This window comes from Streptomyces sp. NPDC002467 (assembly GCF_042889825.1).
Taxonomy (GTDB): Bacteria; Actinomycetota; Actinomycetes; order Streptomycetales; family Streptomycetaceae; genus Streptomyces.
The window spans coordinates 137,361-149,976 of sequence record NZ_JBIARJ010000021.1; the positions used below are offsets into that span (position 1 = coordinate 137,361).

Annotated in this window: 12 protein-coding genes; 7 read left to right on the forward strand and 5 right to left on the reverse strand. The window is 72.7% G+C overall.

Going from position 1 to position 12,616, the window contains the following annotated elements:
• Window positions 1-54 precede the first annotated feature (54 nt).
• Entirely contained in the window at window positions 55-837 is a 783-nt protein-coding gene (locus tag ACFYYJ_RS34090; RefSeq protein WP_389138035.1) for a hypothetical protein, read from the reverse strand.
• A gap of 5 nt (window positions 838-842) precedes the next feature.
• The gene (locus tag ACFYYJ_RS34095; protein ID WP_385366477.1) at window positions 843-1,469 is read right to left on the reverse strand and encodes a papain-like cysteine protease family protein; all 627 of its coding nucleotides are present in this window, start codon (window positions 1,467-1,469) and stop codon (window positions 843-845) included.
• 230 nt (window positions 1,470-1,699) lie between these two features.
• Here ACFYYJ_RS34095 and ACFYYJ_RS34100 point away from each other — a divergent pair, with 230 nt between their 5' ends.
• Both ACFYYJ_RS34100 and ACFYYJ_RS34105 read left to right on the forward strand, forming a co-directional pair.
• A complete protein-coding gene (locus ACFYYJ_RS34100; protein ID WP_389138019.1) occupies window positions 1,700-2,668 on the forward strand; it encodes a hypothetical protein in 969 nt (322 codons plus the stop codon).
• Window positions 2,669-2,949: 281 nt separating this feature from the next.
• The gene (locus ACFYYJ_RS34105; protein ID WP_389138020.1) at window positions 2,950-3,360 is read left to right on the forward strand and encodes a hypothetical protein; all 411 of its coding nucleotides are present in this window, start codon (window positions 2,950-2,952) and stop codon (window positions 3,358-3,360) included.
• Window positions 3,361-3,399: 39 nt separating this feature from the next.
• Here the strand turns inward: ACFYYJ_RS34105 and ACFYYJ_RS34110 are convergent, their stop codons facing one another.
• The gene (locus ACFYYJ_RS34110) at window positions 3,400-3,831 is read right to left on the reverse strand and encodes a Rieske (2Fe-2S) protein (protein WP_385366479.1); all 432 of its coding nucleotides are present in this window, start codon (window positions 3,829-3,831) and stop codon (window positions 3,400-3,402) included.
• A 79-nt stretch (window positions 3,832-3,910) separates the two neighbouring features.
• Here ACFYYJ_RS34110 and ACFYYJ_RS34115 point away from each other — a divergent pair, with 79 nt between their 5' ends.
• Entirely contained in the window at window positions 3,911-4,795 is an 885-nt protein-coding gene (locus tag ACFYYJ_RS34115; protein WP_385366480.1) for a carbohydrate kinase, read from the forward strand.
• Here ACFYYJ_RS34115 and ACFYYJ_RS34120 read toward each other — a convergent pair.
• Window positions 4,785-5,390 carry a TetR/AcrR family transcriptional regulator gene (locus ACFYYJ_RS34120; protein ID WP_385129927.1) on the reverse strand — a complete coding sequence of 202 codons (606 nt, stop codon included), beginning with the start codon at window positions 5,388-5,390 and terminating at the stop codon, window positions 4,785-4,787. The genes ACFYYJ_RS34115 and ACFYYJ_RS34120 overlap by 11 nt on opposite strands.
• 111 nt (window positions 5,391-5,501) lie before the next feature.
• Here ACFYYJ_RS34120 and ACFYYJ_RS34125 point away from each other — a divergent pair, with 111 nt between their 5' ends.
• Window positions 5,502-6,152, forward strand: coding sequence for an NAD(P)-dependent oxidoreductase (locus tag ACFYYJ_RS34125; protein WP_389138023.1), 651 nt, complete (start codon window positions 5,502-5,504; stop codon window positions 6,150-6,152).
• A gap of 315 nt (window positions 6,153-6,467) precedes the next feature.
• On the opposite strand, the gene uvrA is transcribed toward ACFYYJ_RS34125, so the two are convergent.
• On the reverse strand, window positions 6,468-9,449 hold the full coding sequence (gene uvrA, locus ACFYYJ_RS34130; RefSeq protein WP_389138025.1) for an excinuclease ABC subunit UvrA: 2,982 nt from the start codon (window positions 9,447-9,449) through the stop codon (window positions 6,468-6,470).
• A gap of 187 nt (window positions 9,450-9,636) precedes the next feature.
• On the opposite strand from uvrA, the gene ACFYYJ_RS34135 reads away from it, so the two are divergent.
• From ACFYYJ_RS34135 to ACFYYJ_RS34145, 3 genes are all read left to right on the forward strand, one after another.
• A complete protein-coding gene (locus tag ACFYYJ_RS34135) occupies window positions 9,637-10,332 on the forward strand; it encodes a maleylpyruvate isomerase family mycothiol-dependent enzyme (protein ID WP_385129933.1) in 696 nt (231 codons plus the stop codon).
• Window positions 10,333-10,341: 9 nt separating this feature from the next.
• Window positions 10,342-10,998 carry an MBL fold metallo-hydrolase gene (locus tag ACFYYJ_RS34140; RefSeq protein WP_385129935.1) on the forward strand — a complete coding sequence of 219 codons (657 nt, stop codon included), beginning with the start codon at window positions 10,342-10,344 and terminating at the stop codon, window positions 10,996-10,998.
• Window positions 10,999-11,164: 166 nt separating this feature from the next.
• Entirely contained in the window at window positions 11,165-12,469 is a 1,305-nt protein-coding gene (locus ACFYYJ_RS34145) for an MFS transporter (RefSeq protein WP_385358242.1), read from the forward strand.
• Window positions 12,470-12,616 lie beyond the last annotated feature (147 nt).

Here is a 12,616-nt window from a genome sequence, read left to right on the forward strand (position 1 = left end):
GCGGGGGAGGCCGGGCCGGGGTGGGGACCCGGCCCGGCGGGAGCCGGGGGCCGGCTACGCCCCGGCGGGGGTGCGGCGGCGGGCCAGGGTCAGCGCCCCGACCCCGGCCAGCGCCAGCGCACCGGCTGCGATCCCGCCGACCGGCACGCCACCCCCCGCGGACACCGGCTCCGCGAAGCCCCCCGCCATGCCGCGCTCGGCGTACGCCGAACCCGGCAGCTTGTCCCCGTAGGCCCGCGTCACCCGCGCCCGGTACGCGGCGAGGCTGGTCCCCCCGCTGCCGACGGCGGCCACCGCGTCCTCGTCCAGCGGCAGCACCCTCCCTCCCCCGGCCACGTACCACGCGTCGATCTGCGGCTCGCGGAACACCGTCCCGCCGGGCAGTTTCTCCTCGCCCGAGCGCGCGTAGCGGAATTCGTCGTCGCCGGTGGCGATGTTCACGACCTGCCACCCCTCACCGGTCCGGGCCGTCCACAGCACGGCCTGCTGCCCGTCGGCGGCGACCGCCTTCCCGGCGAGGAACTCCAGACGGGCCACGGGCGCCCCCGCCTTGCCGGCGACGAAGTCCGGGGAGAGGTGGTTCACCGGTATCGGCTCGCCCTCGATGCGGGGCCGCGCGGCGTCCGGCGCGATCCTGCCCTCCCGCGCGAAGAAGCGGGACAGCGTGGCGAGGGTGTCCGGCGCCGACGCCGCCCGCGCGGCGGCGGCCCTGGTCTCGGCGGTGACGGACTGCGGTTGCGGGACGGGGGTCGCGGAGGCCTCCGTGGCCGTGGCCGCGGCGATCCCCATGAGGGCGGTGGCCGCGAGGACCGCCGCGGCGGTGGCGCGCAGGGTCATGGCGGTCACGCCCCGATCCGGTAGAGGGAGTGGGTCCAGGAGAAGGAGCTGTTGTCCACGTACCAGGCGTGCGAGGCCCAGTTGTAGCGGTCGCTGGAGGGCCACGGGTCGCCCCAGTAGACCCAGTTGCTCGCGGTGTCGTAGCCGTAGACGACGTGCATGTGGCCGCCGCCGGAGGCCCACTGGATGCGGGTCTCGATCGGGCGGTCGGCGTTGATCTCGGTCTGGACCGTCGAGTAGAGGAGCCAACCGTTCACGTACGAACCGGGGTTGATGCCGGCCCAGCGCAGTCCGGTCTGGACGTTGGCGAGGGTGGCCTGGTTGTTGGGGCAGTCATAGCCCTGTTGGCGGTTGAAGGCGGCGTTGCAGAACTGGTTCTGGGTGTAGGTGCGGCCGAACCATGTGGCGATGGTGTTGCCGCTCGCGGCCCAGCACCAATTGGTCTTCTGCTGTGCCTGCATGGTGATGCCGAGGCGCTTGTACGCCAGGGCGGACTGGGCGGACCCGACGGACCGGGTGTCCGTATCGGCGGCGGTGGCGGTACCGGCGCCGAGGGACAGGGTGAGGAGCAGGGCCGTGAGCAGGGCGTTGAGGAGGGCGGCCGGGGATTGCCGCCGGTTTCTGTTGCGCATCGCGTTCCTCCCGAGATGGGGAGAGTGGGGGTGGAGGAGCGCGTCCGGACGCTGTGGAGGAGCATCGGGGTGTTGTCGCGATCAGGTCAACACGCTTCAATACGCCGTGACATTGCAGTGTGAACGATGGGACTGCGGTGTGAACGGTGACTGTGGTGTCACCTGCTCCCCCTGCACCACCGGCCCGGCCCCCCACGCCGGCGCGTGTGAACGTTCACAGAGGAGTCGCGATGCGGCCGACCGCGAACACGCCGGACACCCCGGCCACCCCGGATACGGCGGACGCTCCCGAACTCGGCCGTTTACTGCACGGCGGCCCCTTCCACCTCGCCCTGCGCGCCGCCCTCGCCGCGCGCGGACTGCCCCTCCACCGGGTGCAGCACCGGCTGGCGGCCCGGGGCATCAAGCTCGGTGTCACCAGCCTCAGTTACTGGCAGCGGGGCGCCCGGCGCCCGCGCCACCCGGAGTCCCTGCGGGCCGTCACCGCGCTGGAGCAGATCCTGGAGCTGCCGGACGGCTCCCTCGTCCGCCTGCTGACCGCCCCGGAGCCCGCCCCGGGCCCCACCCGCCCGGCCGCCCGCTCCTACCGGGCCCTGCTGGGCATGGGCGGCGCGGTGGAACGGATGCTGGACGCGATGGAACTCCCCTCCGACGGCGGACTGCACTCGCTCGGCCACCACGAGAGGGTCCGCATAGGACCCGCGGGCGAGCTGCGGGCCCGCGATTCGCAACAGATCGTCCGGGCACACCACGACGGCGTCGACCGCTACCTGGCCATCCACCACGGCGACGCGGGCTGCGACGTGTCCCGGATGCGCGTGACGGCGTACGAGAACTGCCGCACGGGCCGGGTCCGGTGCCACCCCGAGGCCGGGCTGCTGGTCGCGGAGCTGCTCTTCGACGCGCGGCTGCGGCGCGGGGACACTTACGTCTTCGGCTACGGGGTCGAGGACGGCACGGGCGCGCGCAGCGACGAGTACGTACGCGGCTTCAGCTACGCGGGCGGCCAGTACATGCTCCAGGTCCGCTTCGACGAGGCGGCCCTCCCGGTCCGCTGCCGCCGCTTCGCCCGTTCGGGCCCCGATTCCCCCCGCACCGCCCTCGCGGACCTCACCCCGAGCGGCCGCCACCGGGCGGTCCACCTGGTCGAACAGTCGACACGCCGCGGGCTCCTGGGCATCGCCTGGGACTGGGACTAGTGCTCTGACCGGAAAGGTTCACCGCCTCACGACGCCCGGCACGGCACCTCGCCGCGTTGTCGCGCCACGCAAGTACGTCCAGTACAAGGCGTGGCCCTCCGCCTTGCGATGCACCGCACCGGACGCCGCGAGCCGGCAAACCTTTCCGGCCAGAGCACTAGCGGCCCGGCGGGGTGCGGGAACCCACCGCGGAAAAGCAGCTGCCGCGCGGCCGCGGCTCCGGCAGGATGACGGCATGGACCAGCGGCGAACGGCGCATGCCGCGTAGGAATTCCGCGCAGGTGCGACGGAACCTGCCCCGACGACCCCGCCCGGCGCGCGACGCACGCCGAGCCGCACCGGTACCCGGCCTGTCCGGCCGGACCCTCGCCGCGATCGCCCGGATCGAGCGCCGGCCCTCCTGGCCCGGGCCCGTTTCCGAGGCGTGGTGGCGCTGGCACGCCCTCGCCCACCGGCCGGGCCCCTGGGTGACGTACCCCGTGGACGACGTCTGCGACTGCTGCGACCCCTTCTCGGGAGCGGAGGTCCGCGCCGTTCTGGAGGCCGTGTGCCGTGCGCTCCCGCGCCGTGCGGCGGCCGAACTGCGCGCGCTGCTCGCCCCGGTCGACGCCCGTTTCCTCGCCCGCACCCTGAACGACCCGTTCGCCGCACCCGGCGACCCGTGGTGGTCGCGCAGGCTGACGGCGCCCTGAGGGGCGGGCCCGGCGGACCCGGCGGGTCCGGCCGAGCGGTCAGCCCGCGATCAGCTTGCCGTTCTCCGCCTTGACCGGGACGGCCGGCAGCGGGTCGGTGGCCGGGCCCTGCACGACCTTGCCGGTGTTCACGTCGAAGCGGCTGCCGTGGCAAGGGCAGTTGCCCTCGCTCTTCTCGATCTTGTCGAGGACGCAGCCCGCGTGCGTGCACTGGGCGCTGAAGGCCTTGTACTGGCCCTCCGCCTGGCAGCTGACGATCAGCTTCTTCTCCCGGTACAGCTTCGCGCCGCCCACCGGGACCTCGGACGCGGCGCCCAGCTCCACCGGCTGGGACGGAACCGCGGGGGCGCCGTTGCCGCTGCCGGACTCCGTGGAGCAGGCCGCGAGCGTCGCGCCGGCGCCGACGGCCCCGGCGAGCGCGGCGGCGCCCTTGAGGACGGTACGGCGAGCTGCGGACTGCGACGCGGACATGCGCTTCTCCTGGGGTGTGGGACCGGCCGGGCACCGGCCCACCGACGATACCTCCGCCCGATGGGGTAGCTTCCCCCGGGTGATCGTCGTCGGCGGAGAAGCCCTCATCGACCTGGTGCCCACCGAGCAGCCGCCGGGCGCGCTGCTGCCCCGGCCGGGCGGGGGCCCGTACAACACCGCGCTCGCCCTCGGACGGCTCGGCGCCGAGGTGGCGTTCTGCTCGCGGGTCTCCACGGACGGTTTCGGCGAGTTCCTGCTGGCCGGCCTGCGGGCGGCGGGCGTCGATCTGTCGCTGGTGCGGCGCGGGCCCGAGCCGACCACGCTCGCCGTGCCCTCCCTGGCCCCGGACGGCTCCGCCTCGTACGGCTTCTACGTCGAGGGCACCGCGGACCGGCTGTTCACCCTGCCGCCCGCGCTCCCCGAGACCGCCCGCGCCCTCGCGCTCGGCACCTGCTCGCTGGTGCTGGAGCCGGGCGCGAGCGCGTACGAGGCCCTGCTGCGCCGGGAGTCGCGGCGCGGCCTGCTGACCCTGCTGGACCCCAACATCCGGCCCGCGCTGATTCCCGACCCTGCGGCCTACCGGGCCCGCTTCCTGACGCGGCTGCTGCCGCACACGGGCGTCCTCAAGCTGTCGGAGGACGACGCGGCCTGGCTCGGCGGCCGGGTCGACGACTGGCTGGCGGCGGGCCCGGAAGCGGTGGTGCTGACCCGGGGCGCGGCCGGCCTGACGGTCTGGACGCGGGAGGGCGCGAAGCACTCCGTCCCGGCCCGCCGGATGACGGTGGCGGACACCATCGGGGCGGGCGACACCGTCAACGCCGCCCTGCTGCACCGCCTTTCGGCCGCGCCGCCGGGCGAGCCCGTGGACTGGCCCGCCGTCCTCGCGTACGCCGCGCACGCGGCCGCCCTGACCTGCACCCGGGCCGGGGCGGAACCCCCGTACGCCGCCGAGCTCACCGGATAGCGGCCCAGAGGGTCGACGCCACGGCGGGGGCGAACTCCTCGACGGGCTGGACCACTTCGACCCCGGAGAAGTGCAGGAAGAAGGCCCGCTGGAAGCAGGCCCCGAGCAGCAGCGCGGCCGCCGCGTCCGGATCGGCGTCGGGGCGCAGCCGGCCCGCGTCGAGCTCCCTGCGCAGCCGCCCGGCGAGCGCGGCGAGGACCACGTGCGGCCCGGAGCCGATCTTCTGGATGCCCTCGCGGTGGCGGCTCAGCAGTGCGGGCTCGGCGAACAGCGAGCCCGCCATCGGCATGGCGTCGGCGTAGAAGAGCGAGGCGTGCCGGGCGATGTCGGCGAGCCCCTCCTCGACGCCCTGCTCGCTCGGATCGGACCCGAGGGCGGCCATGAGCGGGCCCGCGTTGGGGGTCCGCTCCATCAGCACGCGCACGAAGAGCTCTTCCTTGTTCGCGAAGTGCTTGTACAACGCGGCCTCCGAGCACCCGGCCTCACGGGCGATGGCCTTCGTGGTGGCACTGGCGAGGCCGCTGGTGCGCATCAGCTTCTCGGCGGCGTCGAGCAACCGCTCCGGGGTGGGGCGGCTTGACTTGGAGGTGAGCATTCACTCACCATAACGGAAGGAGGGGTGAGTGAGTACTCACCCACCTGCGTGCATCACCTGTCACACCATCTTTCACACCCTGTTCCACCCTCTTCGAGCATGGGGGAATCCATGAAGATCACGGTGTTCGGTGCCACGGGCGGCGTCGGCCGCGAGGTCGTCCGGCAGGCCCTCGACGCGGGGCACGAGGTGACCGCGGTGGTCCGCGACCCGGCCCGCCTGCCGGTTCCCGCCCACGAGCGGCTCCATGTGGCCACGGTGTCCGATGTGACGGACGAGGAGGCACTGCTGTCGGTGGTAAGCGGCCGGGACGCGGTGGTCTCCGCGCTGGGGGCCGCGAGCAACAAGCAGGCCAAGGAGACCCCGATCGCGGGCCCGGCCCTGGAGGCGATCACCTCGGTCATGGACCGGGCGGGCGTGCGGCCGCTGTCCGCCGTCAGCGCCGCGCCGGTGGGCCGGCTCCCGGACGGCGAGGGGGTGTTCACCCGGGCCGTGGTCTACCCGCTGCTGCGCAGGCTGCTGCGGGACCTGTACGCGGACCTCGCGGACATGGAGGCGGCGATGGGGGCGAGCGGTACGCGGTGGACGGTCGTCCGCCCGCCGATGCTCCGGAACAAGCCGCGGACGGGTACGTACCGTCGCTCGATCGACGGCAACGTGCCGGGCGGCCGGGTCATCGCCCGCGCGGACGTCGCGGACGCGCTGCTGGTGTCCCTGACGGACCCCGCCACGGCGTGTCACACGCTGGGCGTGGCCTCCTAGGCGCCGCCCCTGACCCCGGCAAGACGGTAGCCCGCGGCACCGTTCCCGGGGCTCCGCCCCAGACCCCGCGCCTCGAACGCCGGCGGGGCTGGATTTCGCTCGGCCGAGTTGCCGCGCGGCGCGACACATCCGGCCCGCCGGAGGCAACATCAGCCCGTCCGGCGTTCGAGGACCGGGAGTCCGGGGGCAGGCCCCCGGCAGCGGTGCCGCACCCGGCACGGTCCAGCCCCGGGGCCCGGGCCTGCGCCCGCAGACGCCGGAGGGGACCCGGCCGTTCGGCCGGGTCCCCTCCGCCAAGCTCGGCTCAGCGCAGCGCTACGCCTTGCGGGCCCGCGCCGTCGTCTTCTTCGCCGGGGCGGCGGCCTTCTTCGCGGTCGCCTTCTTGGCGGGGGCCTTCTTGGCGGGGGCCTTCTTCGCCGCGGCCCGCGCCGGAGGCGACCCGCCGTCGGAGATGCGGTCCGCCCCCAGGATGTCCCGCAGGAACTTGCCCGTGTGGCTCGCGCCCACCGACGCGACCTGCTCGGGGGTGCCCTCGGCTACGACGAGGCCGCCGCCGTAGCCGCCCTCCGGGCCCATGTCGATGACCCAGTCCGCGGTCTTGATGACGTCCAGGTTGTGCTCGATGACGATCACCGAGTTGCCCTTGTCCACCAGCCCCGACAGGACCTTGATCAGCTTCGAGATGTCCTCGAAGTGCAGACCCGTCGTCGGCTCGTCCAGCACGTACACCGTCCGGCCCGTCGACCGCTTCTGCAGCTCGGACGCCAGCTTCACGCGCTGCGCCTCACCACCCGACAGCGTCGGCGCGGACTGGCCGAGCCGCACGTACCCCAGCCCCACCTCGGTCAGCGTCCGCAGGTGCCGGGCGATCGTCGGCACCGCCTCGAAGAAGTCCAGCGCCTCCTCGATCGGCATGTTCAGGACTTCCGCGATGGACTTGCCCTTGTAGTGGACCTCCAGCGTCTCCCGGTTGTACCGGTCGCCGTGGCAGACCTCGCAGGGGACGTAGACGTCCGGCAGGAAGTTCATCTCGATCTTGATGGTGCCGTCGCCGGAGCAGTTCTCGCACCGGCCGCCCTTCACGTTGAAGGAGAAGCGGCCCGGCAGGTAGCCGCGCACCTTCGCTTCCATCGTCTCGGCGAAGAGCTTGCGCACGTGGTCGAAGACACCGGTGTACGTGGCCGGGTTGGACCGCGGGGTCCGGCCGATCGGCGACTGGTCCACGTGCACGACCTTGTCGACCAGCTCGTCCCCGTCGACCCGCGTGTGCCGACCCGGCACCGAGCGGGCGCCGTTCAGCTCGCGCGCCAGGTGCGTGTAGAGGATGTCGTTGACCAGCGTCGACTTGCCCGAGCCCGACACACCGGTCACGGCCGTGAGCACGCCCAGCGGGAAGGACACGTCGATGTCCCGCAGGTTGTTCTCGCGGGCGCCGTGGACGGTCAGCCTGCGGTCCCCGTTCACCGGCCGGCGGATGTCGGGGATCGCGATGGACCTCTTGCCGGACAGGTACTGCCCGGTCATCGACTCGGTGTTCTTCAGCAGCTCCTTCAGCGAACCGCTGTGCACGACCTTGCCGCCGTGCTCGCCCGCGCCGGGGCCGATGTCCACGACCCAGTCGGCCACCTTGATGGTGTCCTCGTCGTGCTCGACGACGATGAGCGTGTTGCCCATGTCCCGCAGCCGCACCAGCGTCTCGATCAGCCGGTGGTTGTCGCGCTGGTGCAGGCCGATGGACGGCTCGTCCAGTACGTAGAGCACGCCGACCAGACCGGAACCGATCTGCGTGGCCAGCCGGATGCGCTGGGCCTCGCCGCCCGACAGGGTGCCCGCGGCGCGGTTCAGCGAGAGGTAGTCCAGGCCGACGTCGACGAGGAAGCGGAGCCGCTCGTTGACCTCCTTCAGGACCCGCTCGGCGATCTTCTTGTCGCGGGCGTCGAGCCGCATCCGGCCGAGGAAGTCCGCGCACTCGCTGATCGACATCGCGGCGACCTCGGCGATGGACTTCTCCATCACCGTCACGGCGAGCACGATCGGCTTGAGGCGGGTGCCCTCACAGGTCGGGCAGGGCACCTCGCGCATGTAGCCCTCGAAGCGCTCGCGGCTGGCGTCGCTCTCGGACTCGGAGTGCCGCCGCTTGACGAACGGCACGGCGCCCTCGAAGGCCGTGGTGTAGGCGCGTTCGCGCCCGTACCGGTTGCGGTAGCGGACCTCGATCTGCGTCTTGTGGCCGTACAGCAGGGCCTTCTTGGCCCGGGCCGGCAGCCCGGCCCACGGGATGTCCGTGCGGAAGCCGAGTTCACCGGCGAGCGCGCCGACCAGTCGCTGGAAGTAGTCCTTGGTGTGGCCGAGGGACCACGGCGAGACCGCTCCCTCGTCCAGGGACTTGTCCTCGTCCGGGACGATCAGCTCCGGGTCCACCTCCATGCGCGTGCCGATGCCGGTGCACTCGGGGCAGGCGCCGAAGGGCGAGTTGAAGGAGAAGGAGCGCGGCTCCAGCTCCTCGAAGGACAGGTCGTCGTACGGGCAGTAGAGGTGCTCGGAGTACATCCGCTCACGCTCGGGGTCGTCCTCGGCGAGGTCGACGAAGTCCAGGATGACCATGCCGCCCGAGAGGCCGAGGGCGGTCTCCACCGAGTCGGTGAGCCGGCGCTTGGCGCTGTCCTTGACGGTGAGGCGGTCGATGACCACCTCGATCGTGTGCTTCTCCTGCTTCTTCAGCGTGGGCGGCTCGGAGAGCTGGATGGTCTCGCCGTCCACCCGGGCGCGGCTGTAGCCCTTGGTCTGGAGGTCGGAGAACAGGTCGACGAACTCGCCCTTGCGCTCGCGCACCAGCGGCGAGAGCACCTGGAAGCGGCTGCCCTCGGGGAGCGCGAGCACCTTGTCGACGATGGCCTGCGGCGACTGGCGGGAGATCGGGCGCCGGCACTCGGGGCAGTGCGGCTTGCCGATGCGGGCGAAGAGCAGGCGCAGGTAGTCGTAGACCTCGGTGATGGTGCCCACCGTCGAGCGCGGGTTGCGCGAGGTCGACTTCTGGTCGATCGAGACGGCCGGGGAGAGGCCCTCGATGAAGTCGACGTCGGGCTTGTCCATCTGCCCGAGGAACTGGCGGGCGTACGACGAGAGCGACTCGACGTAGCGGCGCTGCCCCTCGGCGAAGATCGTGTCGAAGGCCAGCGAGGACTTGCCCGACCCGGAGAGTCCGGTGAAGACGATCAGTGAGTCGCGGGGCAGGTCGAGCGAGACGTTCTTGAGGTTGTGCTCGCGAGCGCCACGAACGATGAGACGGTCGGTCACGCCGGTCCGCACCTTTCTTGAGAGAGCGGGGGCACAGGTCCCCGTCCCAGGGTATGGGGGGCGCCTCTGCGATGGAGATGGAGTCTTGGACTTCGAGCGTATAGCACGCACATTCGATTTACGGCACTCCTCCGACCTCTTCACCCGATCGTGTGGCGGGAGCCCCCCAGCCACTAGGCTCGCCGTCATGACTGATCATGTGCACGACCTGCGATCTGTACGTGAAGCCACGGACCGACTGCTGACCGCGGTCGCGAAGCTGGACAACGCCGCACTGGCCGAGGAGTCACACCTCCCCGGCTGGAGCCGCGGCCACATCCTGGCCCATCTCGCGCGCAACGCCGACGCCCTCGTCAACGTCTTCGAGGGCCGCCCCATGTACGAGAGCGCCACCGCTCGCGACGCGGACATCGAGCGCGACGCCGTCCGGCCCCTGGAAGAACAACTGGCGGACGTCCGCGATTCCGGGGCCCGATTCCTCGCCACCTCCGAGCGCGACCAGGACTGGTCCCGCACCGTCGAGCTGCGCAACGGCGTCACCGACCTGGCCTCGAACGTGCCGTTCCGCCGCTGGGTCGAGGTCGCTCTGCACCACGTCGACCTGAACATCGGCTACGAGCTCGCCGACCTCCCGGACGAGTTCACCGACCGCGAGATCGCCTTCCTCGCGGACCGCTGGTCCGGACGTCCCGAGGTGCCGCCGGTGACCCTGAAGGCGTCCCACGGCGACCGGGTCTGGCAGACGGGCGGCTCCGAGGGCACCCCGGTGACCCTCAGCGGTCCCGCCGACGAGCTGCTCGGCTGGCTGGCCGGGCGCGGCCTCAAGGGCGCGCACCTCACCGTCGAGGCGGGCGACGGCCTGCCCGAGCTCCCCCCGCTCTAGGATCGACCCATGACGTACACCGGAGAGGTCAAGGTCGGCGGTCCGGCCGACGTGCACGAGCTCGCGGACCTGATGATTTCCAAGGTCGCGGTGGGCTCGATGAACAACAACGCCTATCTGCTGCGCTGCCGGGCCACCGACGAGCAGCTGCTCATCGACGCGGCCGCCGAGGCGGAGACGCTGCTGCACCTGATCGGCGACGACGGCATCGCGTCCGTCGTCACCACCCACCGGCACGGCGACCACTGGGGCGCGCTCCAGGCCGTCGTCGACGCCACCGGCGCGCGCACCTACGCGGGTGCCTACGACGCGGAGGGCATCCCGGTCGCCACGGACGTCCCGGTCCGGGACGGGGACGTGATCACCGTCGGGCGGGTCTCCCTGACCGCGCGCCACCTGGTCGGGCACACCCCCGGCTCGATCGCGCTGGTCTACGACGACCCGCACGGGCACGCCCACGTGTTCACCGGCGACTGCCTCTTCCCGGGCGGGGTCGGCAACACCTGGGGCGACCCGAAGGCCTTCGTCAACCTGATCGACGACGTGCAGCACAAGCTCTTCGAGCAGCTGCCGGACGAGACCTGGGTCTACCCCGGCCACGGCAACGACACGACCCTCGGCGCCGAGCGGCCGCACCTCGCCGAATGGCGCGAGCGCGGCTGGTAGCACCCGACCGGTCGCCCCGGATCGCGTCAACTTTCCGACGCGGTGCACTCCTTCCGGTCGTACCCGACCGAACGCACGTCCCGGGCGTTGGGGAAGGGGTAGTTGCTGCACCATGCAACAAGACCCCTCCCCCACACCCCCTCCCAAGCCCCCTCCCGGGCCCGGCATGCTGCGGCTGGCCTCGGCCTCCCTGGCCGGCACCGCGATCGAGTTCTACGACTTCTTCGTCTACGGCACGGCCGCCGCCCTCGTGCTCGGCCCGCTCTTCTTCCCCTCCTTCTCCCCGCTCGCCGGAACGCTCGCCGCCTTCGGCACCTTCGGCGTCGGCTTCCTCGCGCGCCCGCTCGGCTCCGCCCTCTTCGGTCACATCGGCGACCGCCACGGCCGGCGCCCCGTACTGCTCGGCTCCCTGCTGCTCACGGGCCTCGCGACGGTGGCGGTGGGCTGCGTTCCGACGTACGCCTCGATCGGCACGGCCGCGCCGGTCCTCCTGCTCCTGCTGCGCTTCCTCCAGGGCCTCGGGCTCGGCGGCGAGTGGGGCGGCGCGGTGCTGCTGACCGCCGAACACGCGCCCGAGGCGCGGCGGGGCCTGTGGTCGAGCTTCCCGCAGATCGGCCCGGCGGTGGGGTTCCTGCTGGCCAACGGCATGATCCTGGCGCTGTCGGCCTCGCTCAGCGAGGCGCGGTTCAGTGCGTGGGGCTGGCGGGTGCCGTTCTGGGCGGCCGGGCTGCTGGCGCTGGCCGGGCTGTGGCTGCGCCGCTCGGTGGAGGAGACCCCGCAGTTCCGGGCGCTCGCCGAGACCGGCCGGCGGGCCGAGGCCCCGCTCTCGGAGGTGGTGCGCGGCCACTGGCGGCTGCTCCTGCTGACGGGCGGTGCGCTCGCCGTGGGGTACGCGGTCTTCTACTCGGTCACCACTTGGTCCCTCGCGTACGCCACCGAGCACCTCGGCGTGAGCCGCACGGTGATGCTGGCCTGCATCATGACCGCGGTCGCGCTCAAGGGGCTGGTGACCCCGCTGGTGGCGCTGGCCGGCGACCGCTTCGGACGGCGGCCGCTGTGCCTGGCGGGCTGTGCGGTCTGCGCGCTGTGGATGTTCCCGCTGGTGGCGCTGTTGCGCACGGCCGATCCGCTGCTGATGACGCTGGGCTTCCTCGGGGCGCTGCTGGGCATGGTGACGATGTTCGCGGTGGTGGGCGCGTACCTGCCGGAGCTGTACAGCCCGCGGATCCGCTGTACGGGCGCGGCCGTCGGCTACAACCTGGGCGGTGTGCTGGGCGGGGCGCTGACCCCGATCGTGGCGACGGCGCTGGCGGACGGCTCCGGGCCGCCCTGGGGCGTCGCGGTGTACCTGACCGGTATCGCCCTGGTCAGCCTGGGTTGCTTCGCGCTGCTGCCGGAGACCAATCCGGTGCTCGTGCGGAAGCGGGCGGGTACGGAAACGGGGGCGGCCGAAGCGGCCGCCCCCGCGTAGCCCTCGGAAGGGTCAGGCGTCGATGCTCTCCGGGCGGGGGGGGGGGGGGGGGCGCCCCCCCCGGGGGGGGGGCGGCGCGGCCCGGGGGGGGGGGGTTTTAGAGAAAACCCCACCATAACCACACCCGGACCCGGGCCGGTAAAAAAC

Excerpts from the sequence above, each read along its gene's own strand:
- ACFYYJ_RS34090 (WP_389138035.1), bottom strand. The coding sequence starts at position 837 with ATGACCCTGCGCGCCACCGCCGCGGCGGTCCTCGCGGCCACCGCCCTC.
- ACFYYJ_RS34095 (WP_385366477.1), bottom strand. The coding sequence starts at position 1,469 with ATGCGCAACAGAAACCGGCGGCAATCCCCGGCCGCCCTCCTCAACGCC.
- ACFYYJ_RS34100 (WP_389138019.1), top strand. The coding sequence starts at position 1,700 with ATGCGGCCGACCGCGAACACGCCGGACACCCCGGCCACCCCGGATACG.
- ACFYYJ_RS34110 (WP_385366479.1), bottom strand. The coding sequence starts at position 3,831 with ATGTCCGCGTCGCAGTCCGCAGCTCGCCGTACCGTCCTCAAGGGCGCC.
- ACFYYJ_RS34120 (WP_385129927.1), bottom strand. The coding sequence starts at position 5,390 with ATGCTCACCTCCAAGTCAAGCCGCCCCACCCCGGAGCGGTTGCTCGAC.
- ACFYYJ_RS34125 (WP_389138023.1), top strand. The coding sequence starts at position 5,502 with ATGAAGATCACGGTGTTCGGTGCCACGGGCGGCGTCGGCCGCGAGGTC.
- ACFYYJ_RS34135 (WP_385129933.1), top strand. The coding sequence starts at position 9,637 with ATGACTGATCATGTGCACGACCTGCGATCTGTACGTGAAGCCACGGAC.
- ACFYYJ_RS34140 (WP_385129935.1), top strand. The coding sequence starts at position 10,342 with ATGACGTACACCGGAGAGGTCAAGGTCGGCGGTCCGGCCGACGTGCAC.
- ACFYYJ_RS34145 (WP_385358242.1), top strand. The coding sequence starts at position 11,165 with ATGCTGCGGCTGGCCTCGGCCTCCCTGGCCGGCACCGCGATCGAGTTC.